The organism is Xanthobacter aminoxidans (assembly GCF_043193615.1).
Classification (GTDB): Bacteria; Pseudomonadota; Alphaproteobacteria; order Rhizobiales; family Xanthobacteraceae; genus Xanthobacter; species Xanthobacter aminoxidans.
In genome coordinates, this window is record NZ_JBAFUS010000001.1 from 651839 (window position 1) to 677230 (window position 25392).

23 protein-coding genes are annotated in these 25392 nt (G+C 69.3%); 12 read left to right on the plus strand and 11 right to left on the minus strand.

The genetic code is table 11. The features are described 5' to 3' along the window. Positions 1–26 precede the first annotated feature (26 nt). The 3 genes from cysE to V5F74_RS02940 all read right to left on the minus strand — a co-directional run bounded on the left by cysE (position 27) and on the right by V5F74_RS02940 (position 3079). Positions 27–911 carry a serine O-acetyltransferase gene (gene cysE / locus V5F74_RS02930; protein ID WP_394006172.1) on the minus strand — a complete coding sequence of 295 codons (885 nt, stop codon included), beginning with the start codon at positions 909–911 and terminating at the stop codon, positions 27–29. A gap of 78 nt (positions 912–989) precedes the next feature. After that, positions 990–1742, minus strand: a complete 753-nt coding sequence (locus V5F74_RS02935; protein WP_394006174.1) for an alpha/beta fold hydrolase — start codon at positions 1740–1742, stop codon at positions 990–992. Then, positions 1670–3079, minus strand: coding sequence for a hypothetical protein (locus tag V5F74_RS02940; protein WP_394006176.1), 1410 nt, complete (start codon positions 3077–3079; stop codon positions 1670–1672). The genes V5F74_RS02935 and V5F74_RS02940 overlap by 73 nt, the downstream gene beginning before the upstream one ends. 209 nt (positions 3080–3288) lie before the next feature. Here V5F74_RS02940 and V5F74_RS02945 point away from each other — a divergent pair, with 209 nt between their 5' ends. From V5F74_RS02945 to V5F74_RS02955, 3 genes are read left to right on the plus strand one after another with little or no spacing between them, the layout of a single operon-like run. Further along, positions 3289–5121, plus strand: a complete 1833-nt coding sequence (locus V5F74_RS02945; RefSeq protein ID WP_394006178.1) for a type I secretion system permease/ATPase — start codon at positions 3289–3291, stop codon at positions 5119–5121. Between the two features lie 7 nt (positions 5122–5128). After that, a complete protein-coding gene (locus V5F74_RS02950) occupies positions 5129–6472 on the plus strand; it encodes an HlyD family type I secretion periplasmic adaptor subunit (protein ID WP_394006180.1) in 1344 nt (447 codons plus the stop codon). A 55-nt stretch (positions 6473–6527) separates the two neighbouring features. Continuing rightward, positions 6528–7169, plus strand: coding sequence for a glutathione S-transferase family protein (locus tag V5F74_RS02955; RefSeq protein WP_394006182.1), 642 nt, complete (start codon positions 6528–6530; stop codon positions 7167–7169). A gap of 18 nt (positions 7170–7187) precedes the next feature. On the opposite strand, the gene V5F74_RS02960 is transcribed toward V5F74_RS02955, so the two are convergent. Together V5F74_RS02960 and V5F74_RS02965 are read right to left on the minus strand one after the other, a co-directional pair. Continuing rightward, positions 7188–7937 (minus strand): sulfite exporter TauE/SafE family protein, encoded by a 750-nt coding sequence (locus tag V5F74_RS02960; protein WP_394006184.1) that lies wholly within the window; start codon positions 7935–7937, stop codon positions 7188–7190. Between the two features lie 139 nt (positions 7938–8076). Then, entirely contained in the window at positions 8077–8784 is a 708-nt protein-coding gene (locus V5F74_RS02965) for an aspartate/glutamate racemase family protein (RefSeq protein WP_394006185.1), read from the minus strand. Positions 8785–9037: 253 nt separating this feature from the next. On the opposite strand from V5F74_RS02965, the gene V5F74_RS02970 reads away from it, so the two are divergent. From V5F74_RS02970 to V5F74_RS03010, 9 genes are all read left to right on the plus strand, one after another. Continuing rightward, entirely contained in the window at positions 9038–10732 is a 1695-nt protein-coding gene (locus V5F74_RS02970) for an ABC transporter substrate-binding protein (RefSeq protein WP_394006187.1), read from the plus strand. 219 nt (positions 10733–10951) lie between these two features. Beyond that, positions 10952–11896 (plus strand): ABC transporter permease, encoded by a 945-nt coding sequence (locus V5F74_RS02975; protein ID WP_029557973.1) that lies wholly within the window; start codon positions 10952–10954, stop codon positions 11894–11896. Positions 11897–11904: 8 nt separating this feature from the next. After that, positions 11905–12786, plus strand: coding sequence for an ABC transporter permease (locus V5F74_RS02980; protein WP_394007463.1), 882 nt, complete (start codon positions 11905–11907; stop codon positions 12784–12786). Next, on the plus strand, positions 12783–13844 hold the full coding sequence (locus tag V5F74_RS02985) for an ABC transporter ATP-binding protein (RefSeq protein ID WP_029557971.1): 1062 nt from the start codon (positions 12783–12785) through the stop codon (positions 13842–13844). The genes V5F74_RS02980 and V5F74_RS02985 overlap by 4 nt, the downstream gene beginning before the upstream one ends. Next, on the plus strand, positions 13841–14056 hold the full coding sequence (locus tag V5F74_RS02990; RefSeq protein ID WP_038193370.1) for a hypothetical protein: 216 nt from the start codon (positions 13841–13843) through the stop codon (positions 14054–14056). The genes V5F74_RS02985 and V5F74_RS02990 overlap by 4 nt, the downstream gene beginning before the upstream one ends. Further along, positions 14053–15495 (plus strand): amidase, encoded by a 1443-nt coding sequence (locus V5F74_RS02995; protein ID WP_394006190.1) that lies wholly within the window; start codon positions 14053–14055, stop codon positions 15493–15495. Before V5F74_RS02990 ends, V5F74_RS02995 begins: the two co-directional genes overlap by 4 nt. After that, on the plus strand, positions 15492–16508 hold the full coding sequence (locus V5F74_RS03000) for an ABC transporter ATP-binding protein (RefSeq protein WP_394006192.1): 1017 nt from the start codon (positions 15492–15494) through the stop codon (positions 16506–16508). The genes V5F74_RS02995 and V5F74_RS03000 overlap by 4 nt, the downstream gene beginning before the upstream one ends. Next, complete coding sequence (locus V5F74_RS03005; RefSeq protein ID WP_394006194.1) at positions 16508–17758, plus strand: Zn-dependent hydrolase; 1251 nt, start codon at positions 16508–16510, stop codon at positions 17756–17758. Before V5F74_RS03000 ends, V5F74_RS03005 begins: the two co-directional genes overlap by 1 nt. Continuing rightward, the gene (locus V5F74_RS03010; protein WP_394006196.1) at positions 17755–18228 is read left to right on the plus strand and encodes an ureidoglycolate lyase; all 474 of its coding nucleotides are present in this window, start codon (positions 17755–17757) and stop codon (positions 18226–18228) included. Before V5F74_RS03005 ends, V5F74_RS03010 begins: the two co-directional genes overlap by 4 nt. Before the next feature lie 6 nt (positions 18229–18234). On the opposite strand, the gene V5F74_RS03015 is transcribed toward V5F74_RS03010, so the two are convergent. From V5F74_RS03015 to V5F74_RS03040, 6 genes are all read right to left on the minus strand, one after another. Continuing rightward, positions 18235–19383 (minus strand): acyltransferase family protein, encoded by a 1149-nt coding sequence (locus V5F74_RS03015; RefSeq protein ID WP_394006198.1) that lies wholly within the window; start codon positions 19381–19383, stop codon positions 18235–18237. Positions 19384–19570: 187 nt separating this feature from the next. Then, positions 19571–20515 carry an NAD(P)H-dependent flavin oxidoreductase gene (locus V5F74_RS03020; protein WP_394006200.1) on the minus strand — a complete coding sequence of 315 codons (945 nt, stop codon included), beginning with the start codon at positions 20513–20515 and terminating at the stop codon, positions 19571–19573. Between the two features lie 93 nt (positions 20516–20608). Further along, on the minus strand, positions 20609–21526 hold the full coding sequence (locus tag V5F74_RS03025) for an enoyl-CoA hydratase-related protein (RefSeq protein WP_394006202.1): 918 nt from the start codon (positions 21524–21526) through the stop codon (positions 20609–20611). Positions 21527–21529: 3 nt separating this feature from the next. Then, positions 21530–22738 (minus strand): acetyl-CoA C-acetyltransferase, encoded by a 1209-nt coding sequence (locus V5F74_RS03030; protein ID WP_394006204.1) that lies wholly within the window; start codon positions 22736–22738, stop codon positions 21530–21532. Between the two features lie 24 nt (positions 22739–22762). Then, positions 22763–24568, minus strand: coding sequence for an AMP-dependent synthetase/ligase (locus tag V5F74_RS03035; RefSeq protein ID WP_394006206.1), 1806 nt, complete (start codon positions 24566–24568; stop codon positions 22763–22765). A gap of 10 nt (positions 24569–24578) precedes the next feature. Next, the gene (locus V5F74_RS03040; protein WP_029557960.1) at positions 24579–25388 is read right to left on the minus strand and encodes an ABC transporter ATP-binding protein; all 810 of its coding nucleotides are present in this window, start codon (positions 25386–25388) and stop codon (positions 24579–24581) included. Positions 25389–25392: the final 4 nt, after the last annotated feature.

Here is a 25392-nt window from a genome sequence, read left to right on the forward strand (position 1 = left end):
TCGGGCGCGCGTTCAAGCCGGCGGGGTCAGATGTCCGCACCGGACCAGATGTTGTCCTCGAACATCTGGTCCATGGAGCGCGAAGGCTCGGCGCAGCCGGCCTCGCCCACCACCTTGGCCGGGATACCGGCGACGGTCGAATTGCGGGGCACGGGCTTCAGCACCACGGAGCCGGCGGCGACGCGGGCGCAGCGGCCCACCTCGATATTGCCGAGCACCTTGGCGCCGGCACCGATGAGCACGCCGCGGCGGATCTTGGGATGGCGGTCGCCGCTCTCCTTGCCGGTGCCGCCCAGCGTCACGCCCTGAAGGATGGAGACGTCATCCTCGATCACCGCCGTCGCGCCGATGACGATGCCGGTGGCATGGTCGAAGAACACGCCGCGGCCCATGGGCACCTGGGGATGGATATCCACGGCGAAGACGGACGACGCGCGACTCTGGAGGTAGAGCGCGAAATCCTTGTGCCCGTTGTTCCACAGGAAGTGGGCGAGCCGGTGCGACTGGATGGCGTGGAACCCCTTGAAATAGAGCACCGGATCCAGCGTGCGGTCGGCGGCAGGGTCGCGGTCCACCACGGCCATCACGTCGGCGCGCAGGGCCTGGGAGATGTCCTTGTCGCGGGCCACCGCATCAAGCCAGGCGGCGCGGATGGCGGAGCCCGGGAGGTCGGTGTCGCCGAGGCGGGCGGCGATGCGCTCGCCGATCACGGCTTCGAGGCTGGGCTGGCCGAGGATGGCGCTTGTGAAGAATCCGGCGAGCAGCGGCTCGCGCTCGGCGGCCTCCTCGGCCTCGTTGCGCAGGCGCGCCCATACGGGGTCCACCACATCGTGCCAGCGCTCGGTGCCAAGGCGCGTCACGCGCGGCACGGCAAGCTCCGGCATCTGGGAAACCATCGGCACTTGCGGCATCTCTGCCTCCTCGGGGATCAAACTTGCTCCTGTTCTAGCACATGCTGCGGCAAGGCGAGAGGTTCCCGCCGGCCGGCGTCAGGGCCGGGACTTCAGGAAGTCGAGAGCGCCCTGCTTGAACACCTTGTCGCCCACGGCGGGATTGTGATCGCGGTTGGGAATGTCGAGCTGGGTGCCGTCCGGCAGCAGCGCCACCAGCGGCGCGGCGGCGCCTGAAACCGTGTCGCGGGTGCCGATCGCCACCATCACCGGCTGGAAGATGCGCCCCACCTCCTCCCGCGTCAGCACCTGCCGCGAGCCACGGATGCAGGCGGCGAGTGCCTTCAGGTCCGCCTTGTTGGCATCGGCGAAGGCGCGGAACATGCGGCCCATGGGGTCCGCAACGTCGTCGAGGCTCGGCGCCTCCAGCGCGTCCGCCACCGTCTGCGGCAGGCCCGCGCCTTCCACGAGGTGGATGCCGAGACCGCCGAAGATGGCCGAGCGCACCGCATGGGGAAAATGCAGCGCCATCTGGGCGGCGACCCGCGCGCCCATGGAGTAGCCGATCACATCCGCCCGCTCGAGGCCGAGATGCCGGAGCAGGTTGTGGGCGTCCTCCGCCATCAGGCGGGTGTCGTAGAGGGCGGGATCGTAGAGCTTTTCGGATTCCCCATGGCCGCGATGGTCGAAGGCGATGACGCGATAGCCCGCCTCGGTGAGCGTCTTGGTCCAGGAGGGGCCGACCCAGTTGATCTCCTTGGTGGAGGCGAAGCCGTGGATCAGGAGGACCGGCTCGCCGGCACCCTGATCGAGATAGGCGATATCGACACCGTCGGAGGAGAAATGGGGCATGAGGGACCTTCGCGGGGAACGGCGAGCGGGAATGTGTCGCGCCGCTCGGGCGCGCGGGCCGGGAAACTAGAAGGTCCCTCCCCGCCTGCCAACTCCCCACCCGTCTCACCATCCCGCGCCAGGGCGCGCACTGCCTTGGTGGCGGCCAGCACGTCGCGGGTGGCCTCGGCGATGACATCCGCGGCGGCAACAGCGGGAACCGCGATCTCCGGCACGGGCGCAACGGTCGGCGCGCGCCGCACGAACAGCTTTCCGCGTGGCATCGCGCCGGGCGCCGCGTGCCGGTGCCCCCGCCGCCGCTTGCGCCGCCACGTCCGGCGGGCGCACGCGACGCAGAAGGAGTTGAAGCTCGACACCAGCGCGAACAGATAGAAGGCCGCGAGGAAGCCCCACCAGATGAGGTGGAACAGCAGGCTGGTGATGGTGATGGCGCCGCGCCCCAGCGTCTTCAGGATGGCGAGCGTTTGCGCGCCCTTGGCGTCGGCGAGCCGGGCGACGCGGGAGAGGTCCCGGCCGCCCTCGGCCACCTTCAGCCCTTCCAACGCGGCGCGGGTGCCGGCCTTGGCCTCGATGCGGGCGGTGTCGTCCAGCATCCGCGTGAGGGTGGCGAGGCGATCGGTGCGCACCACGCTCTTCACCGCCGCGCCGTCCACCGTCGTCGCGCCGGAGAGAAGGCGGCGCAGGGCCACGAAGTCCACGCTTTCCCGGGCTGCCCGGGTGAAGCTGCGCAGCAGGCCGGCGGAGAGGCGGCCGGTGCGCTTCGCCACCTTCACCAGCGAGATGCCCATGCGCACCGGCAGGCTCGCGCCCACGGTGGCATAAGTGCCGGCAGTGACGGCGATGCCTACTGCCGACAGGCCGAGAATGAGCTGGTCCGGTTCCTCCCCGCGGGCCATCTTCAGGCCCTCGCGGCCGGCGTCGCGGATGTCCCCCCAGACCATGAGGTCGCTCGTCGCCGCGCCCGCGAGGCCGGCGAGATCATTGGGCTGGCCGGTGACGAAGCCCATGCCGAACGCCTTGGCGGAATGCAGCGCCTGCGCCGTCGTGCCATTGGCCGCCTCCACCTGCTTGCGCAGATCAGGGGACACGGCGAGGTGCCGGGCATCGGCCAAAGCGAGATAGGAGGTGGCGAGGGCGGTATCGTCCTCCGCCAGCGCCGCCGCGATGGCGCGCGCCGCATCCTCCCCCGTGAAGTCCCGAAGGCCGAGATCGGCGAGGGCGGCGGGATCGTCGCGGGCGGCGATCAGCTTCGCGCTCTCCTTCGCCACGGGCACGAGCCAAGGCGCCGCACCCAGCAGCGAGATGAAGACGACGAGGAAGGCGAAGATGCGGGCCATGGTCTTTCCGTGCCGTCATCCTCGCATCCCATTGTGGCGAAGTCGAAAGCGTTTACGGCCGGACCAGCCTGCCCTAACGGCAATGCAAATTGAGCCACGGCTGCCCCTTCCACCGCTTCCGCCGGCCGCTCCCGCCGCATAAAAGGAAGGCTTGGCGCCCTTGCGCGCTATACGAGCATTGGCCCCAGCCGGGCCGGAGACGCCGGGGCATGAGCGTAAAGGGATCGAGAGAGCCAGCCGCCTCGGGCGCACCGACGGCGCTGGACCGTGCTCTCCGGACGATCCGGCCGGCCTTCGTCAGCGTCGTGGTGTTCAGCTTCTTCATCAACCTCCTCGGCCTCAACGCCTCCATCTACATGATGCAGGTCTATGACCGGGTGCTGGGCAGCCGCAGCATCGAGACGCTGGTGCTGCTCACCCTCATCACCGCCTTCCTCTATCTGGTGTGGGCGGCGCTGGAAGGGCTGCGGTCCCGACTGCTGGAGCGGGCCGGCATCGCCTTCGACACCAAGGTGGCGGCGGACGTCTTCGATGCCGTGCGCCGCATGGCGCTGCGCGCGCCGGGCAACGGACAGGCGCAGGCATTGCGCGATCTCGACACCGTGCGCGACTTCTATGCCGGTGCCGGCCTCGCCGCTCTGTGCGACGTGCCGTGGGTGCCCATCTACATGATCTGCGCCACGCTGCTGCATCCCTATTATGGCGTGCTGGCGGTGGCGAGTTGCCTGTTCTCCGGCTTCCTCGCCGTGCTGAACAACCGCGCCACCCGCCAGAGCCTCGCCGAGGCGAGCCGCGCCAGCATCAAGGCCAATGCCCTCGCCACGGCCACCCTGCGCAATGCGGAAGTGCTCAAGGCCATGGGCATGTCGAAGGCTCTGCGCGCGCGCTGGAGCGAGGCGCACGAGGGCGCCATGGGCTGGCAGAGCCGGGCCGGCGACCGGGGCGCGCTTCTCATCGGCATCACCAAATTCAACCGTGCGCTGGTGCAGAGCATCGTGCTCGGGCTCGGCGCGTGGCTCGCCATCCAGAAGCAGATCTCGCCGGGCATGATCATCGCCGGCTCCATCCTCGTCGGCCGCTGCATCCAGCCCATCGAGCAGGCGGTGAGCAACTGGAAATCGGTGGTGAACATGCGCACCGCCTATGGCCGCATCCAGCTGCTGCTGCGCGCCGCCCCTCCCCCGCCCGAGCGGCTGCGCCTGCCGGAACCCACGGGGGTGGTGAGCGTGGAGAACCTGTTCGTGCGGGCGCCGGGCCGCGAGACGGCGGTGCTGCGGCAGCTGTCGTTCCGGCTCGACGCCGGCAGCGTCCTCGGCGTCATTGGCCCGACGGCGGCCGGCAAGTCCACCCTCGCGCGGGCGCTGGTCGGCGTGTGGCCGGCCGCGTCAGGCGCACTGCGGCTCGACGGATCGGACCTTGCCCATTGGGACGAGGAGCAGCTCGGCCGCCATGTCGGCTACCTCCCGCAAGACGTGGAGCTGTTCGCCGGCACCATCGCCGAGAACATCGCCCGCTTCACCGCCGCCGAGCCGGAGGCCGTGGTGGCGGCGGCGCAGCTCGCCGGGGTCCATGAGATGATCCAGCAACTGCCGCAGGGCTACAATACCGAGATCGGCGACGGCGGCCTCGCCCTGTCGGGCGGGCAGCGCCAGCGCATCGGCCTTGCCCGCGCGGTGTTCGGCCTGCCGGCGCTGATCGTGCTGGATGAGCCCAATGCCAGTCTCGATCCGGCCGGCGAAGCCGCGCTCACCGAGGCGCTGAAGCAGTTGAAGGCGGCGCGCCGCACGGTGGTGCTCATCACCCACAGGCCGGCCGCCCTCGCCCAGTGCGATCTCGTGCTCGCGCTCAAGGATGGCGCCGCCCTCGCCTTCGGCCCGCGCGACGAAGTGATGAAGCGCGTCGCCCAGGGTTCGGCTCCCACGCAGATGCCCCAACCCGCAGCCTCTGCCGGGGGTGGGGCACCGACTGTTCGCGTCCGCAAATCCGTCGCCGGCCTCGGCACCGCACCGGCCTCGTCGGCCGGCCCGGCGAACCAGCCGTGAGGCGCGCATGACCTCGCCCGCCTTTCCCGACCGTCCCTTCGCTGGCGCCTCGCCCCAGCCGCCCTCGGGCTATCGCAGCGTCGCGCTCGCGGGCTACGCCCTGATCGCCGTCACCTTCCTGGGCTTGGGCGGGTGGGCGGCGATGGCCCGCGTCGACGGCGCGGTGGTCGCGCCGGGCGTGATCGGCGTGGAGAGCAAGCGGCAGGTGGTACAGCATCTGGAAGGCGGCATCGTCGCCGCCATCCTGGTGCAGGAAGGGCAGAAGGTGGGACGGGACGAAACCCTGTTCCGGCTCGATCCCACCCAGTCGCGGGCCAATGACGAGGCCGCCCTCGCCCAGCGACGTGCCGCGTTGGCTCTGGAAGCCCGGCTCGTCGCCGAACGGGACGATGCCACCACCATCACCTTCCCCCCGGAGCTTCTGGAAATCGCCCGCGTGGCCGCCGTCCGGGAGGCCATGGCCGACCAGATCGCCCAGTTCCGCGACCGCCGCGCCGCCTTCCAGAGCCAGATCGACATCCTGAACGGCCGCATCGTCCAGCTCGGGCACGAACTGGAGGGACTTGCCCAGGAACGCGCCTCGGCCCGGCAACAACTGGCGTTCGTCGAGGACGAATTGACCGCCGTTCGCGAGCTGGAGCGCAAGCACCTCGTCAACAAGTCGCGCGTCTCCTCGCTCGAGCGGGAAAAGGCGCGGCTGGACGGGCTCGTCGGCCGCAACATTGCCGACGAGGCCAAGGCGCGCGGCTCCATCGGCGAGCAGAAGATGCAGATCGTCCAGCTCACGCAGCAGCGGGCCGAGGATGTCGGCTCCCAGTTGCTCGACATCCGCGAAAAGCTGGCGGAGCTGAAGGAGAAGGTTCAGGTCACGCGCAGCGTGCTGGAGCGCATCGAGATCCGCGCTCCCAGCAGCGGCATCGTGCAGAACATCAACCCGCGCATCTACACGGTGGGTGCCGTGGTGCGCCCCGGCGACACGCTGCTGGAGATCGTGCCCCTGGACGCGCCGCTGGTGGTGGAAGCCCGCGTGCCCGTGCAGGACATCGACCGCCTCGACCTCCATGAGGCGGTGGAAGTGCGCTTTCCCGCCTTCCACGGCCGCACCACGCCCATGGTGCTCGGCCATCTCGCGTCGGTGTCGCGCGATCGGCTGGTGGACGAGACCACCCACCAGCCCTATTTCCTCGCCCGCGTCGGCGTGGACGAGACGGACGTGCCGGCCGACCTGCGCAGCCGGCTCCAGCCGGGCATGGATGCGGAAGTCGCCTTCCACACCGGCTCGCGCACGGTGATGAGCTATCTGCTCCGCCCCCTCGCCGATGCCATGGCCCGCGCCTTCACGGAGCGATGACGGCCTCGCGCCGGCAGGCGAACGGGACTAGAAGGGCGCCGAAAGAGGACGGGATATGACCATGCTGAAGGTCTGGGGCCGCATCAATTCGGTGAACGTCGAGAAGGTGATCTGGACCGCGCAGGAGCTTGGCTTGCCCTTCGAGCGGATCGAGGCCGGCGGCGCCTTCGGCGTGGTGGATACTCCGGAGTTCCGCGCCAGGAATCCGGTCGGCCGGGTGCCGGTGATCGACGATGACGGCTTCGTGCTGTGGGAATCCAACGCCATCGTGCGCTATCTCGCCACCCGCCACGGGCTCGGCACGCTGATGCCCGCCGATCTGCGCGCGCAGGCCGAGGCCGGGCGCTGGATGGATTTCCAGCTCGGCACCGTCGCCGCTCCTCTGAGCGCGCTGACCTGGGGCATCGTGCGCACCGCGCCGGAAAAGCGCGATCCGAAGGCCCTCGCACCGGCCTTCGCCAGTCTCGGCGCGGCGATGGCGATCGTGGAGGCGGGGCTCGCCGGTCGCACTGTTCTGGTGGGCGAGAGCCTCACCGTCGCCGACATTCCGCTCGCCTGCTGCGCCCACCGCTGGTTCAACATGCCGCTGGAGGGCACCGGGCTGGAACGGCCCGACCTGCCCAACCTTGCCGCCTGGTATGGACGACTGAAGGCGCGGCCGGCGGTTGCGGGACTGATGCCGACGCCGCTCACCTGAGGCGCGGGTGATGCGCCTTCAGAAGTGCGTCACCCCATCGTAGATCAGCTTCACGCCGACCACCGCGAGGATGGTGTAGACGAGGCCGAAGAAGCGCGCCGGTGAGACGCGGCGCACCAGCCAGACGCCGGCCATGGTCGACACCACGGCAATGGGGATCAGCGCGGCCGAGGTGGCGAGATTCTCGAATGAGATCTGGCCCAGGGCGAGGAAGAACGGCAGCTTCACCCAGTTCACCACCGCGAAGAAGGCGGTGGCCGTCGCCGCGAACTGCTGCACGGGGAGCGGGCGCCGCAGCAGATAGATCATCAGCGGCGGACCACCCGCATTGGCGATCATGCTGGTGAAGCCGGAGACGGCGCTCCACACTGCGGCGGCGATGGGGCCCGACTCCCCCGGGGCGCGCTTCAGCCGCCGCGACAGGAAGGCGCGTGCCGCCTCCACCACCGAGAGCACGCCGATGCCGAAGGCCACCGCCGCGTCGGACACGGAGGCCGCGAGCAGATAGCCGAGCACGATGCCGGCAAGAGCGCCCGGAAGGGTGCGCATCAGCTCCTTCCGGCTCCAGCGGCGCCAGTAGGCGTAGAGGCTCACCACGTCCTGGACGATCAGCACCGGCAGGATGATGGCGGCCGCCTGGATGGGCGACATCACCAGCGCCAGAATGGGCTGGCCCAGCACCGAAAGGCCGGTGAAGCCGCCCTTGGAGAGACCCACCACAATGGTGGCCGGCACGGCGGCGGCATAGAAGAGGGGATCGACGATCAAGGGGGAACTCGCTGCGGCAGCCGCCCCTCACGCGGGGACGGGCACCGGTCGCGCGGAGGCGCCGGCCTGCCGCCTATAGCAGCCCGCCCGGCGCGGCACGACAGAAAATCCCCTGCAAGGCCAAGCCCCAGTCTGCCGCTCAGCGCCTCTCCCTGCGGCATGAGCCGAGCCGGGCGAGGGCCAGCGCCTGCTCGAATCCGGCTTCGAGGGAATCGATGATGGGCAGGGGCGCGGCGACCTCGATCTCGGCGGCGTAGCCGGCCAGCGCCGCGCCGCCGAGGATGAGCACGTCCGGCGCCTGTGCGGCGATGGTCTCCTCCACCACCCGCGCCACCGCCCAGGTCTTGTCCGAGGAGCCGTCCGCATGGCGGGCAGACAGCGCGAGGGCGTCGCCGGGCACCATGGCGATGCCGGCGCAGCGTCCGTCCAGATGGGTGCGGCGCATCAGCTCGCGCAACATGGCGGGCCATTCGCCGTGCGGCACCACGATGGAGAAGCGTTCGCCCAATTGGAGCGCGGCGAGGATGCTCGCCTCGGCCATGCCGGCGAAGGGAAAGGCGAAGGTGCCGCGCAGCGCCTCCAGGCCCGGCTCGCCGAAGCAGGCATAGAGGGCGGCATCGAAGGGGGGACGCCCTTCCTCCTGCTCCTTCGCCACGGCCGCAGCCACCGCCTCCAGCGCCGCATGGCCCGCCACCGCCGCGGATTGGCGCGTGGTGACATAGGGCTGGCCGAAGCTGGCCGTGACGCCGGCAAGTTCGACGCCTGCGGGCGCACGACGGTTCAGCGCCGCCACCATGCGATCGGTCACGGCCTCGCTGGTATTCGCGTTCAGGACCAGAATCTTCAAAGCGCCCTCCCCCTGCCCGCCCCAAAGGAAGCATCCGGGGGCCGCCCTGAAAAGCGCCCCGCACGCCTCTCGACCCAAAATGCATGCGATGAACCGCATTTGCTCAATTGATAGGCAATCATGCAATTTGTCGATGATTTGACGACGAACTGTTTCAAGCATTCCGCAGCGGCACAAAGGATCGGGACGGCTTCTGCGCCGTGGCACAGGGGTTGCTAGCCAGCATGGGCATCGCGCCGAAGAGGACTCGACGATGCTCAAGAAAGACCTGCGCAACAGCCCGGCCAGCCGCCTCCTGAGGACGGCCGCCTTTCTCGTGGCCACGGGGGGCGCCATCGCCGTCCCGGCCCTTCTGGCACCGGGCTTTGCCGCTGCTGAGACCACCCTGCGCATCGGCATGACGGCGGCCGATATTCCGCGCACCCTCGGCCAGCCCGACCAGGGTTTCGAGGGCAACCGCTTCACCGGCCTCACCATGTATGACGCGCTGGTGCTGTGGGACCTGTCCTCGGCCACCAAGCCCAGCATCCTCGTTCCCGGCCTCGCCACCGAGTGGAAGGTGGACGATCAGGACAAGACCAAGTGGATCTTCAAGCTGCGCCCCGGCGTGACCTTCCATGACGGCTCGCCGTTCAACGCCGATGCCGTGGTGTGGAACGTGGACAAGGTGCTCAACAAGGAGGCACCCCAGTTCGATGCCAGCCAGGTGGGCGTCACCGCCTCGCGCATGCCAACCCTGCGCTCGGCGAAGAAGATCGACGATTTGACGGTGGAGCTGACCACCGCCGAGCCCGACTCCTTCCTGCCCTACAACCTCACCAACCTGTTCATGGCGAGCCCCGCCCACTGGCAGAAGCTCTATGAGACCGCCGAGGGCGTCGACGCCAAGGCGAAGGCCGCCGCGGCCTGGACCATCTTCGCCCGCAGCGCCTCCGGCACCGGCCCGTGGAAGATGGCCGCCTTCGTGCCGCGCGAGCGGCTGGAGCTGGTGAAGAACGCCGCCTACTGGGACAAGAACCGCATCCCGAAGACCGACCGCATGGTGCTCCTGCCCATGCCCGAGGCCAACGCCCGCACCGCCGCCCTCCTCGCCGGGCAGGTGGACTGGATCGAGGCGCCGGCGCCCGACGCCCTGCCGCAGCTGAAGTCTCGCGGCTTCAAGATCGAGGCGAACGAGCAGCCCCACGTCTGGCCCTGGCAGTTCTCTCGCATCGAGGGCTCGCCGTGGAACGACATCCGGGTGCGCAAGGCGGCGAACCTCTGCATCGACCGCGAGGGCATGAAGGAGGGCCTGCTCGGCGGCCTCATGGCTCCCGCCACCGGCACCGTGGAGCCCGGCCATCCCTGGCGCGGCAACCCCACTTTCCAGATCAAGTATGATGTGAAGGAAGGCCAGAAGCTGATGAAGGAGGCCGGGTTCGGCCCCGACAAGAAGCTGAAGGTGACGACGCAGACCTCGGCCTCGGGATCCGGCCAAATGCTGCCGCTTCCCATGAACGAATACCTGCAGCAGGCGCTGGCCGAGTGCTATTTCGACGTGAAGCTCGACGTGATCGAGTGGAACACGCTGTTCACCAACTGGCGCAAGGGCGCCAAGGACCCGTCCGCCAACGGCTCCAACGCGGTGAACATCACCTACGCCGCCATGGACCCGTTCTTCGCCATGGTGCGCTTCCTCCAGTCGGGCATGGCGCCGCCGGTGTCCAACAACTGGGGCTACATCAACAACCCCAAGTTCGACGAGCTGGTGAAGAAGGCGCGCAACTCCTTCGACCCCGCCGCGCGCGACGCCGCCCTCGCCGAGCTGCATGCGGCTTCGGTGGACGATGCGGCCTTCCTCTGGGTCGCCCACGATGTGGGCCCGCGCGCGCTGAGCCCCAAGATCAAGGGCTTCGTGCAGCCCAAGAGCTGGTTCGTGGACTTCTCGCCGGTGTCCATCAGCCAGTGAGGCACGCAGGGTAACGGCGCGCGCTTCCGTTCCCCTGACGGCCGTCATGCCCGGGCTTGTCCCGGGCATCCACGTCGGGCCGCCTGAGTGACCTCTGACGCTGAACCCGGCCGCACCACGTGGATGGCCGGGACAAGCCCGGCCATGACGGTCGGCAGATACGCATCCAAGCGCGGAGCCGCCGGCCCCGCGCCCTTCCAACACAAGCAGGATCGCCCCGTGCTGGTCTATGTCCTCAGGCGCATCGTCTATGTGATCCCCATCGTCGTCTCGGTGGCGCTGGTGTGCTTCCTTCTGGTGCACATCACCCCCGGCGACCCGCTGGTGGCGGTGCTGCCGCCGGACGCCTCGGCGGAACTCGCGGCGCAGCTGCGCGCGGCCTACGGATTTGACCAGCCGCTTCCGGTGCAGTTCGGCCTGTGGGTCTGGCATGCGCTGCATGGCAATCTCGGCACCTCCATCGCCACCGGCCGCCCGGTGCTGGCCGAGGTGACGGCGGCGGTCGGCAACACCTTCATCCTGGCGGTTTCGGCCGCCATCATCGGCTTCGCGCTGGGGGCCTTCTTCGGCCTCATCGCCGGCTATTTCCGCAACACCTGGGTGGACAAGCTCGCCACCTCCATCGCGGTGGCCGGCGTCTCCGTGCCCCACTACTGGCTGGGCATGGTGCTGGTCATCATCTTCTCGGTGTGGCTCAACTGGCTGCCTGCCGTGGGCATGGGGCCGGGCGGATGGTCGTGGGACTGGGAGCACATGCGCTTCCTCATCCTGCCCGCCGTCACCATGTCGGTGATCCCCATGGGCATCGTGACGCGCACGGTGCGGGCGCTCACCGGCGACATCCTCTCGCAGGATTTCGTGGAGGCGTTGCGCTCCAAGGGCCTGCGCGAGACCCAGGTGTTCCGCCATGTGGTGAAGAACGCCCTGCCCACCGCCATCGCCGTCATGGGCCTCCAGCTCGGCTATCTGCTGGGCGGCTCGATCCTCATCGAGACGGTGTTCTCCTGGCCGGGCACGGGCTTCCTTTTGAACTCCGCCATCTTCCAGCGCGACCTGCCGCTGCTGCAGGGCACGATCCTCGTGCTGGCGCTGTTCTTCGTCTTCCTCAACCTCGTGGTGGACATCGCCCAGGCGGCGATCGACCCGCGCATCAAGAGGGCCTGATCGTGGCGATGACCAGCGATGCCGCCCTCGAGGCGGCCCCCGTCGAGAAGGCCCGCGGCTATTGGGCGACGGTGGCCCGCCGCATCTCCCGCGACAAGGTGAGCATGGCCTGCGCGGCCATCCTCATCCTCATCGTGCTCGCGGCGATCTTCGCGCCCTGGCTCGGCCTCGCCGATCCCTACCAGGGCTCCATGATCCGCCGGCTGCGCCCCATCGGCACGCCGAACTATCCGCTCGGCACCGACGAGCTCGGCCGCGACATGCTCTCCCGCCTTGTCTATGGCGGGCGCCTCTCGCTGCTCATCGGCATATTGCCGGTGATCCTCGCCTTCGGCATCGGCACCAGCCTCGGGCTGCTGGCCGGCTATCTCGGCGGCAAGGTCAACACGATCATCATGCGCACGATCGACGTGTTCTACGCCTTCCCCTCGGTGCTGCTGGCCATCGCCATCTCGGGCGTGCTCGGGGCGGGCATCGTCAATTCCATCGTCTCGCTCACCGTGGTGTTCGTGCCGCAGATCACCCGCGTGGCGGAGAGTGTCACCACCTCGGTGCGCTCGCTCGACTTCGTGGATGCGGCGCGGGCGTCGGGCGCCGCGGCGCTCACCATCATGCGCGTGCATATGCTGGGCAACGTGCTCGGGCCGATCTTCGTCTATGCGACGGGCCTCATCTCCGTCTCCATGATCCTCGCGGCGGGCCTCTCCTTCCTCGGCCTCGGCACAAGGCCGCCGGAGCCCGAATGGGGCCTGATGCTGAACACCCTGCGCACTGCCATCTACGTCAATCCGGGCGTCGCGGCTCTGCCGGGCGTGATGATCTTCGCCGTCTCCATCTGCTTCAACATGCTCAGCGACGGGCTGCGCAGCGCCATGGACATCCGCAATTGAGCACCATCGAACCTCTTGAGGACCTCGGCGGACCGGCCCAGCCGCTGCTCGCCGTCAACAGCCTCACCAAGCATTTCCCCATCGGCGGCGGCCTGTTCGCCGAAAAGAAGACCGTGCGGGCGGTGGACGACGTGTCCTTCGCTGTCGCCAAGGGCGAGACGCTCGGCATCGTGGGTGAGAGCGGCTGCGGCAAGTCCACCACCGCGCGCCTGCTCATGCACCTCATGCCGCGCACCTCTGGCGAGATCCTGTTCGACGGGCAGGTCGTCGGCTACAGCCTTTCCATGCGCGAGTTCCGGCGCGGCATGCAGATGGTGTTCCAGGACAGCTATGCCTCGCTGAACCCGCGCCTCACCATCGAGGACAGCATCGCCTTCGGGCCGAAGGTGCACGGCATCCCCGACAAGGAGGCGCGGGCGCTGGCCCGCGAGCTGATGGGCAAGGTGGGCCTGCGCCCGGAAGTGTTCGCCAACCGCTATCCGCACGAGGTCTCCGGCGGCCAGCGCCAGCGCGTGAACATCGCCCGTGCCCTCGCCCTGAAGCCACGGCTCGTCATTCTCGACGAGGCAGTCTCGGCGCTGGACAAGTCGGTGGAGGCGCAGGTGCTGAACCTGCTCACCGACCTCAAGCGCGAGTTCGGCCTGACCTACGTGTTCATCAGCCACGACCTCAACGTGGTCCGCTACATCTCCGACCGGGTACTGGTGATGTATCTCGGTCAGGTGGTGGAGGTGGGACCGGTCGATGAGGTGTGGGAGGCCCCTGCCCACCCCTATACGCGCGCTCTGCTCGCCGCCATGCCGGCCCTCGACCCGGACAAGCGCACCGAGACGCCGCCCCTCTCGGGCGATCCGCCCAACCCCATCGATCCGCCCGCCGGCTGCCGCTTCCACACCCGCTGCACCTTCGCGGAAGAGGTGTGCGGACGGGTATGCCCGGCGCTCTCCCCGGCGACGCCGGGCGATACGGCGCCCGATGCCCATCTCGCCGCCTGCCACATGGTCATTCCGGGCTCCGGCCACAGCCGCGCGCCCGCCGCGACGGAGGTCGCCGCATGAGCCAGCATCTTTCGTCTGAAGACGCCGCCGCCATCATCCGCGCCGCCGGACTGAACCTTTCCCCCGCAGATGCCGCGCGCATCGCTTCCGGCATCTCGCCCGGCCTTGCCGCGTTCTCCGCCGTGGCCGGCACCCTGCCGTTCGATCTGGAGCCGGCGACCTTCCTCGCGGTGCAGCGGCCCTGCGCGGAGCCGAAGGAGGGCGGCCAATGAGCCTGTCGCTCCGCCCCTCCGCCGGCGCGCCGGCCGATCCGGCGCTGATGACGCTCGCGGAAGCTGCCATGGCCATCCGCGCCGGCGTGCTCTCCTCCCGCGAGGCGACGGAGGCGTGCCTCGCCCGCATCGCCCGGCTCCAGCCGGCGCTCAACGCCTTCATCGCCATCGAGCCGGAGGCAGCGCTGGCCGCCGCGGATGCGGCCGATGCCGCGCTGGCTCAGGGCGAGGTGAAGGGGCTGCTGCACGGCCTGCCCCTCGCCCACAAGGATATGTTCTACGAGGACGGCCGCGTCTCCACCTGCGGCTCGAAGATCCTGCGGGACACGGTGGCGACGACGAATTCCACGGCGCTGGCCCGCATCAAGGCGGCGGGCACGGTGCGGCTCGGCGCGCTGCACATGGTCGAGTTCGCCTATGGCCCCACCGGCCACAACGCCCATTTCGGCGCCGCGCGGAACCCGTGGAACACCGCCCATGTCACCGGCGGCTCCTCCTCCGGTTCGGGGGCGGCGGTGGCGGCGCGGCTGACCTATGGCGCGCTCGGCTCCGACACCGGCGGCTCCATCCGGATGCCGGCGCATTTCTGCAGCGTCACCGGACTGAAGACCACGGTCGGGCTCGTGAGCCGCTACGGCGCCATGCCGCTCTCGTTCTCCCTCGACACCATCGGCCCGCTGGCCCGCACGGTGGAGGATTGCGCCATCCTGCTCGGCCTCATGGCCGGGCACGACCCGCTGGACCCCACCACCGCCACCGCCCCAGTGCCCGACTATCTCGCCGCCGCCGAGGGTCGCCTCAAGGGCCTCACCATCGGCATCCCCGATGCCTTCTATGTGGATGATCTCGACCCCGAAGTCGCCCGCGTGCTGGACGAGACCATCGCCACCCTGAAGCGCGGCGGCGCGCGCATCGTCAGCGTCTCCCTGCCGGACCAGATGAAGCTCTCCGGCGCCTCGCAGGTGGTGCTGAACTGCGAGGCCTCCGCCAGCCACAAGGCGTGGCTTCTGGAGCGTCCGCAGGATTATGGACCGCAGATCCGCTCCCGGCTGGAGAACGGCTTCGCCATCCCCGCCGTGACCTATCTGGAGGCGCTGCGCTGGCGTGGGCCGGCGCTGGCCGAGCATCTGGCGGCGGTCGCCGAGGTGGATGCCGTGCTCGCCCCCACCGCCCCCATGCCCGCCCCCACCATCGCCGAGACCGATACGGACGGCGGGCCGGGCGCGGAGGCGATGATCCAGCGCATCACCCGCTTCACCCGCCCGGTGAACTATCTCGGCCTGCCAACGGTGAGCCTGCCCTGCGGCTTCACCCGCACGGGCCTTCCCGTCGGCTTGCAGGTGATCGGCCGGCCGTTCGCCGAGGCGACATTGATCCGCATCGGCGCCGCCTTCCAGCGCGAGACCGATTTCCATGAACAGATGCCGGAGGAGCCATGAGCGAAGCGAACGGCACGAAAACCATGGCTGAAGCCGCAAGGCCCCTCGTCGACATCCGCGACCTCACCATCCGCTTCACCGGCGAGCGCACCGTTCATGCGGTGAACGGCGTGTCCCTCTCCCTCGGCGAGGGCGAGGTGCTGGGCCTGCTGGGCGAGTCCGGCTCGGGCAAGAGCGTCACCATGCGTGCGCTCATGCGCCTCCTGCCCAAACGGCGCTCGGTGATCTCCGGCAGCGTGCATGTGGCGGGGCAGGATGTGCTCGCCATGGACGACGCCACCCTCTCCGACTTCCGCGGCCGCACCGTCTCCATGATCTTCCAGGAGCCGGCGCTGGCGCTGGACCCGGTCTACACCATCGGCCGGCAGATCTCGGAATCGGTGATGCGCCACGAGGGCGCGAGCCAGCGCGACGCCACCGCCCGCGCGCTGGAGATGCTGGAGCTGGTGCGCATCCCCTCGGCGAAGCGCCGGCTGGATGCCTATCCCCACGAGATGAGCGGCGGCATGCGCCAGCGCGCCATGATCGCCCTCGCCTTGGCCTGCCGCCCCAAGATCCTGCTCGCGGACGAGCCCACCACCGCCCTCGATGCCACCGTGCAGATCCAGATCCTGCTGCTGCTGCGCGAGCTGCAGCGGGAGATGGGCATGTCGGTGATCTTCGTCACCCACGACATCGGTGTCGCCATCGAGATCTGCGACAAGGTGGCGGTGATGTATGCCGGCCAGATCGTGGAGACGGGCACGCTGGGCGAGATCGTCCGCACGCCGCAGCATCCCTATCCGCGCGGGCTGCTCGCCTCCACCGTCCATGGCGCGGCGCGCGGGGCGCGGCTGGAGACCATCCCCGGCACGCCGCCCTCCCTCGACAAGGCGCCCGTCGCCTGCTCCTTTGCGCCGCGCTGTGCCTTCGCGCAGCCGCGCTGCACCGTCGCGCCGCCGCCGCTCGTCCATCTCGGCCCCGGCCGCGACGTGCGCTGTGTTCTGGCTGAAACCCCCGTCCCGGTGAATTGATGTCCGCACCTGCCACCAACCTCACGATCAACGCCGACCGCCTCTGGAGCACGATCATCGAAACCGCCCGCTTCGGCGGCACGGAGAAGGGCGGCGTGCGCCGTCTCACCTTGTCGGAGGAGGACCGGCAGGTGCGCGACTGGTTCCGCGCCGCCTGCGAGGCCGCCGGCTGCACCGTCACCGTGGACGGCCTCGGCAACATGTTCGCTCTGCGGCCGGGCAAGGACATGACCAAGCCGCCGCTGGGCATCGGCTCGCACCTCGACACCCAGCCCACCGGCGGCAAGTTCGACGGCGTGCTGGGCGTGATGGCGGCGCTGGAAGTGGTGCGCACGCTCAACGATGCCGGCATCGAGACAGAGACGCCCATCTGCGTCTGCAACTGGACCAACGAGGAAGGCTCCCGCTTCGCCCCGGCCATGATGGGCTCGGCGGGCTACGTGGCGGACCTGCCGGTTTCCGACATCCTCGCCCGCACCGATGCGGACGGGATCAGCGTCGGCGCAGCGCTGGACGCCATCGGCTATCGTGGGCCGGAAGAGGTGGGCGCGCAGAAATTCTCCGGCTTCCTCGAACTCCACATCGAGCAGGGGCCGATCCTGGAGGCGGAAGGCCTCCCCATCGGCGTGGTGGAGCACGGGCAGGGCATCATCTGGTACGACGGCCGCATCTCCGGCTTCGAGAGCCATACGGGCTCCACGCCCATGCATCTGCGCAAGGATGCGCTGGCCGCTTTGTCCGAAATCGTGCTGGCCATCGAAGCCCTCGCCAAGGCGCACGGGCCGAACGCGGTGGGCAGCGTCGGCGAGGCGGTGATCGCGCGGCCCTCGCGCAATGTGATCCCCGGCGAGATCGCCTTTTCCGGCGAGTTCCGCACCCCGGACGCGGGCATCCTGGATGCCCTCGACAAGGCGCTTCAGGCGCAGGTGAAGGAGATCGCCGCGCGGCGGAAGGTGGACATCCGCCTCGACACCATCTGGCGCAAGGAACCCACCCATTTCGACGCGGCCATGACCGGTGCCATCGCCGCCGCGGCCGACCGGCTGGGCCTGTCGCACCGGCCCATTGTGTCGGGTGCCGGGCATGACAGCTTCCACCTCGCCACCGTGGTGCCCACCGCCATGGTCTTCGTGCCGTGCAAGGACGGCGTGAGCCACAACGAGCTGGAATCCGCCAAGCCGGAGGAGTGCGCCGCTGGCGCCAACGTGCTGCTGCACGCGGTGCTCGCGGTGGCGGGCGGCGGCGCGTGAGGCCTCTCGTCCCACGTCCGCTGACGGGGGAGGCCTTCGCGCCCTATGGCGAGGTATTGGCGGTGCCGCAGACGGTGGGGGTGCGCACGTCGTTCAACACCGTCCTCGCGAACCTGCGGCCCGATGTTCCGGCCTGCCTCTCCCTCATCCTCGCCGCGCCGGTTCCTCAGCCGGTGGGGATCGAGGTGATCGAGCGGCACGTCTTCACCTCCCAGAGCATCGTGCCGATGGCACCGGCCCGCTGGGTGATCGTGGTGGCGCCGGGCACCGGCCGGGACGGGCCGGATCTGGCGGCGGCGGAGGCCTTCCTGCCCGCGCCGGGACAGGGCATCACGCTGGCGCCGGGCACCTGGCACGCGCCGTTGACGGTGCTCGATGCCCCCGCCCCGTTCGCATTCCTCATGTGGCGCAACCACGCGACGGACGACGAAGAGATCATCGCCATTCCTCCGATGGCGGTGGCGGTTTAGCGCCGCTCACGCCTCGGCCAGTCGCGCCCGTCCGCGTTTGCGAATGAAGCGCAGCCCATCCAATACCGGGCGTTCCACCGCGACGAGGAACAGGCTGGCGCAGGCGAAGGCGGCGAGGGCTGTAACCGCGAAGAGCAGCGCGAGGCCTCCGACGCCCACGGGCGCGAAATGCACGAAGGCCCAGGCCGCCGGGCCCACGATCAGCGGCACATGCACCAGATAGAGGGGAAACGAGAGCGCGCCGAGGTGCTGCAGCCCCGGCCGCTCGAACAGGTCCCGCAGCCACGGTGTGGTGAGGAACGAGACGATGACGAGCAGCGCCCCGGCCTCCCGCCAGCCGTCGCCGCCGAGGCGGGACAGCACGGCATCGGCGAGACCCGGCCCGTCCGCATGGCCGGGATAGGTGGCGCCGAGCACGAGACCTAAGAGCGCGAGAAGCGTGCCCCGCATCGGCATCGGCTTCAGCCAACCGCGCAGCTCGAACAGCAGCGCCCCGCCGCAGAAGGCCGCGAGCGAGAAATCGACCACAATCCCGAGGCCAAGGCCCCCCGCCACCAGCGCCGGCACCCGCGCCCGCCCCCGCACGAGGGCATAGCCGCCATAGATGAGGATCGAGCCCATCAGCTCGATGCGCATGGTCCAGAGCGGGTTATTGAACAGCGGCTTGCCCGTCTCCACGAACACCTGCACCGCCCCTTCCCACGCCGCCAGCCACAGGGGCGGAATGGGCGGCTGGTGGGTCCAGCGAAACCACGTACTGCCGGAGAGCGCCTGCGCCGCCTTTCCGGCATCGGGAAAGCCGGCGATCCAGAACCATGCGATGAGCGATGCCGCCAGCGCCGGCAGGGCGAGGCGGAAATATCTGAGGCCGATCAGCAGCGGCGCTTCCTTCAGCGTCCGTGGCGCCGAGGCGGCCAGCACGAAGCCGCTCAGGGCGAAGAAGACGGCCACGGAGAAATGCCCGTTCCACAGCACCGCCAGCGGCGTGTCGGAAACGGAGAAACCGGTGCGGCCCCAGGATCGAAAGGGGCCGGGCGTGAAGGCGTAGAAGAAATGGAAGATCGCCACCGTGCAGGAGGCGAAGCCGCGCAAGCCATCGAGGCTGGTGACGCGGCCGAGGGGAGGCTCGATGAGGTGCGTTTCGGAAACAGGCATCAGGCGGGCATCGGGGCAGCAAGCGGGAGCCGGACCGTAGCCCCGCCGGGGACGCGGGTCCATCACCCGCGCTGACCTGTGCCGGATTGACCGGGCAGCCATCCCGCTGCCTGCTCCCGCCGACGCATGAGCCTTCCGGTCAGGCCGGAGGGCGACGGCGGAACGGGGAGACGGCGGCGCAGCGCTGTCAGGCGCCCCCAAACGCATCCGACGAGAGCGACCTCAGCGCCGCGCGATACTCTTCCCGAAGCCGCGCGCAAAGCTCGGCCGCGCCGGGCAGATCGGCGATGCCGCCCACCCCCTGCCCCGCCGACCAGACATTCTTCCACGCCTTCGCCTCGTTCGACATGTCGAGCTTGGCGTGGCCCTGGAGATTGTCCGGGTCGAGCCCGGCGGCGCGGATGCTGGGCTTCATGAAGTTGGCGTTCACGCCACTGATGGCGGGCGTGTAGAGGATGTCCGCCGCCGAGGAGGACAGGATCATGTCCTTGAATTCCTGCGGCACCATGGCCTCGCGCGTGGCGATGAAGCGCGTGCCCATGTAGGCGAGGTCCGCCCCCGCCGCACGCGCCGCGAGGATCTGGGCGCCGGTGTTGATGGCACCGGCCATGAGGATGGTGCCGGCGAACACCTGCCTGATCTCGGTGACAAGGGCGAAGGGGCTGAGCTGCCCCGCATGGCCGCCGGCACCGGCCGAGACGGCGATGATGCCGTCCACGCCGGCTTCCGCCGCCTTCTCCGCATGGCGGCGGCTGATGACATCGTGGAAGACGACGCCGCCATAGGAATGCACCGCCTTCACAAGATCAGGCACCGCCCCGAGCGAGGTGATGACGAGCGGCACCTTCTCCTCGACACAGATGGCGAGGTCCGCCTCCACGCGCGGGTTGGACTTGTGGACGATAAGGTTGACGCCGAACGGCGCCGCATCCTCCACCTCGGCAAGGCGCGCCTTGATCTCCCGCACCCAGTCGCGGAAGCCGTCGCTGGTGCGGGCGTTGAGCGCCGGGAAGGTGCCCACCATGCCCGAGCGCGAGACCTCCACCACGAGATCGGGACCGGAGGTGAGGAACATGGGCGCGGCCACGGCGGGGATTTTCAGGCGGCCCTCGAAGGCGGCGGGAAGCGGCATGGGATGGTCCTTGTTCTCGTGCGGCGGGGCCGCCGTCTCGTTTGTAAATTTCGAACCGTCATACCCCGGCTCGAGGCACGGGATGACAAGCGCTTACGATGCCGCTCCACCCGCCTTGGCGGCCTGGCGGGCAAAGAAAGCGGCGATCTTGTCCTGCGCCTGCGGGCTCTGAATGAGGGCGGCGCAATAGTCGCGCTCCACTTTCAGCGCCTTGTCCATGGGCAGGCGTGCCCCCTCGAACATGCAGGAGAGGATGGCGCGCGGCGCGGGGTCTTCCCCCTTGGTCCGCGCCAGCACGCGGGCATTCCAGACCGCGAACAGGTCGCCCGCGGCGGTGCTGGTCGGCGCGAGGCCGGCCAGGCGAAAGCCCTTCACATCCCATGGCGCGACAGGGTTGACCCGCCCCTCGCGCAAGGCGGCCTTGGCGGCGGGAAGGAGATCGTCCGGCGTCACGATCGCATCGATCAGCCCCACCGCCTGCGCCTCGACGGCGCTCATGGGCCTGCCGTCCACCAGGATCGGCAAGGCGGCGGCGATGCCCAGACGGCGAAGCACGCGCTGGGTGCCGCCGGCGCCGGGCAATATGCCGAGCGTCACCTCCGGCAGGCCGAACAGGCCCTTGGGATTGTCCGCGACGAGCCGGTGATGGCAGGCGAGCATCAGCTCCAGTCCTGCCCCCAGCGCCGTGCCGGGCGCAGCAGCCACCACCGGCTTGCCGCACGTCTCCAGCCGGCGGAACAGCGCCCCCATGCGACCGATGCGGCGCGCCGCCTCCGGCAACGTCACGTCCGGTGCCGAGAGGCCGTTCATGATCGCGAGATCCGCCCCCGCAAGGAAGGAGGACTTGCCCGAGGTGACGATGATGCCGGAGACGGCGCCATCCGCCGCCAGCCGCTCCACCTCGGCCTCCAGCGCATCGACGAGCGCCCAGCCCAGCGTGTTCACCGATCGGCCGGGCTGATCGAGGATGAGAATGGCGATGCCGTCGCCGTCGATCTCCGTGCGCAGCATGGCTCAGACCCGCTCGATGATGGTGGCGACGCCCATGCCGGCGCCGATGCACAGGGTGGCGAGCGCGGTGGCCTTGCCCGTCCGCTCCAGCTCATCGAGCACGGTGCCGAGGATCATGGCTCCGGTGGCGCCCAGCGGGTGGCCCATGGCGATGGCGCCGCCGTTCACGTTCACCTGTGCGGGATCGAGCCCCAAAGCGTCGATAAAGCGCAGCGCCACGGCGGCGAAGGCCTCGTTGATCTCGAAGAGGTCGATGTCGGCGGCGCTCATGCCCGCGCGCTTCAACGCCTTCTCGGCGGCGAAAGAGGGGGCGGTGAGCATAATGGTGGGTTCCGAGCCGATCTCCGCGAAGGCGCGGATGCGCGCGCGCGGCTTCAGGCCCGCCGCGGCCCCGGCCTCCCGCGAGCCGATGAGCACGGCCGCCGCGCCATCCACGATGCCGGAGGAGTTGCCGGCGTGGTGGACGTGGGCGATCTCGCCGACTTCGGGATAACGCAGGCGCGCGATGGCGTCGAAGCCGGGGTCCGCCCCCATGGCCGCGAAGGCGGGCTTGAGGCGGGCGAGATCGTCCATGCTGGAATTGCCGCGTACCGTCTCGTCGCGATCCAGCATCACCTCGCCGATAGCGTCGGTGACGGGCACGATGGAGCGGGCGAAGCGGCCCTCCGCCCACGCCCGCGCGGCGCGGTGATGGCTCTCCACGGCGAAGGCATCCACGGCGGCGCGGTCATAGCCCCATTTGGTGGCGATGAGATCGGCGCTGATGCCCTGCGGCACGAAGCGGGTGGCGAAAGCCACGTCCGGATCCTGGCTCCACGCCCCGCCGTCCGAGAGGATGGGAATGCGCGACATGCTTTCACAACCAGCGCCGATCACCATGTCCGCCTGCCCGGCCATCACCTTGGCAGAGGCCATGTTGACCGCCTCCAGCCCGGAGCCGCAGAAGCGATTGATCTGTACGCCCGCCACCTCATCGTCATAGCCCGCGCGCAGCGCGGCGATGCGCGGCAGGCACTGGCCCTGCTCGCCGATGGGCATGACGACACCCATCACGATGTCGCTCACCGCCGCCGTATCGAGGGCGCTGCGGTCGCGCAAAGCGGACAGCACGGTGGTGGCGAGATGCACCGGAGTCGCCGCATGCAGCGCGCCATCCGGCTTGCCGCGGCCGCGCGGGGTGCGCACGTGGTCGAAGATATAGGCGTCTGGCATGGAGGGTCCTTGCAGCCGCGCCGCTCAGGCGTAGAGGCCTTCGATCTCGGTGGCGTATTTCTTCTGGATGTTGGAACGGCGGATCTTCATGGTCGCCGTCACCTCGTCGTCGTCGTGGTCCAGCTCCTTGGTGAGGAGGTGGAAGCGGCGGATGTGGGACACCTGCGCCAGCTCCGCATTGGCCTTGGCGATCTCGCCCTCGATCAGCGCGCGAACCTGCGGGTTTTCGACGAGATTGCGGAAATTGGTGTAGGCGATCGCCTTCTCCTCCGCCCATTTGCCCACCGTCTCGAAATCGATCTGGATGAGGGCGGAGACATATTTGCGCGCCTCGCCGATAACGATGCATTCCTTGATGAAGACGCTGGACTTCGCGACGTTCTCGATCTCCGACGGGCTCAAATTCTTGCCGCCCGCGGTAATCATGATGTCCTTGAGGCGATCCACGATCTTCACCTGATCGCCCACCATCTCCACCACGTCGCCGGTGTGCAGCCAGCCATCGCGGAGCGCAGCGGCCGTCGCCTCCTCGTTGCGGTAGTAGCCGGCGAAAACGAGGTCGCCTTTCACCATCAGTTCGTTGTGCGGGCCGAGTTTCACCTCCACGCCCTCCGCGGCCGGACCGACGCAGCCGGGGCGCAGATCGGTGAGGCGCTGGCCGGTGCACATGCCGGTGGTCTCGGTGGCGCCGTAGACCTCCACCAGAGGCACGCCGAGGGTGCGGAAGAAGCGCACGATATTGGGCGAGATGGGCGCCGCGCCGGTCATCGCCACCTTCGCGCGCCTGAGGCCGATGAAGTTCTGCAGCGCGCGGAAGAAAAGCAGGTAGGCCACGAAGAAGAGCGCCCGCTCCTTCAGCGAGCGCTTCGACGGGTGCTTCTCGGCGAACGGCTCGCACGCCTTCACGAGGCGTTCGTAGAGCGCGCGGCGCAGGCCGTCCGCCTCCATCATCTTGATGGTGATGGACGCCGCCAGCTTCTCCCAGATGCGCGGCACGCCAAGGAACATGGAGGGAGCGACCTCCCGCAGATCTTCCTGGATGGTGCGGATGCTCTCGCCGAAATTGACCTGTGAGCCCAGGTAGATGGGCGCCATGGTGGTGAGCATCTGCTCGGCCACGTGGCAGAGCGGCAAGTAGGAGACGTGGGTGGTGGTCTCGTCGAGCCCCAGCCGCTCGGACAGCGCGATCGCCTCGGCGCGCAGGTTGCGATAGGTGAGCATCGCGCCCTTGGGCTTTCCGGTGGAGCCCGAAGTATAGATCATCAGCGCCACATCGGAGAGGGACTGGCGCGCCAGCGCCTCCTCGATGATCCCGGGCTGGGCCGCGCGATGGGCGGCGCCCATCTCGATCATCGTGTCGAAGGCGATCACCTCGCCGCCCGCGTAGGTGCGCAGGCCCTTCTTCTCCACCACCACGATGCGCCGGAGCTTGGGCAGTTCGGCCCGGCGCTCCAGCACCTTGTCCACCTGCTCCTGGTCCTCGCAGACGACGATTTCCGCCTCCGCATGGCCGAGCACATAGGCCACCTCATTGGCCGGGCTGGTGGGGTAGACACCCACCGTGACCGCCCCGAGAAGGCCGGCGCCGAGCTGCGTCAGCACCCATTCGATGCGGTTTTCGGAGAGCACCGCCACATGCCCGCCCTCGGGCAGGCCGAGGGCGCGCAGGCCGTGGCCGGCGAGGGCCGCGCGCTCGAAATAGGCCTGCCACGACACCGGATTCCAGATGCCGAAATCCTTCTGGCGGATGGCGGTGCGCGGGCCGATGCGCTGCGCATTGAGACGCAGCATCTGCGGCAGGGTGAGATCGGGGAAGGTGGGTGCGGTCATGGTCGCGCGCTCACGAAAGCCAGCGCTTGCGGCGCTTGTAGTGCTTGATGTCGCGGTAGCTTTTCGCCCCCGCCTCCCCGGCCATGCCGAGGTAGAATTCGCGCACGTCCTGGTCCGCCATCAGCCGCTCGGTGGGGCCGTCCAGCACGATCTTGCCGGTCTCCATGATGTAGCCGTAGTGCGAGACGGCGAGGGCCACCGCCGCGTTCTGCTCCACCAGCAGCATGGAGACGCCCCGCTCGCGATTGATGCGGGCGATGATGGTGAAGATCTCCTCCACCAGCTTGGGCGACAGGCCGAGGGAGGGCTCGTCCAGGAGGATCAGCTTCGGCTCCGCCACCAGCGCGCGGCCGATGGCCAGCATCTGCTGCTCGCCGCCGGAGAGATAGCCCGCGCGGCCGTTGCGGCGCTCGTGCAGGCGGGGGAAATACTCGTAGACCGCGTCGAAGGACGAGGGCTTCGTTTTGCGCCCGGTGAGCGCATAGGTGGCGGCGACGAGGTTTTCCTCCACCGTGAGGTCCTCGAAGATGCGCCGCCCCTCCATCACGTGGAACAGGCCGCGGCGCACGAGGTCGTGCGGCTTCAGCGCGCCGCTCGGCGCACCGTCGAAGGTGATGGCGCCGGAGGTGACGTCGCCGTCCTCCAGCGCGAGAAGGCCGGACACCGCCTTGAGGGTGGTGGATTTGCCGGCGCCGTTGGAGCCCAGCAGCGCCACCACCTTCCCGGCCTCCACCTTCAGCGACAGGCCGCGCAGCACCTGGATCGTCTTGTTGTAGACGACCTCGATGTTGGAGATGTCGAGTATGGCGTGCGCGGTCATATCA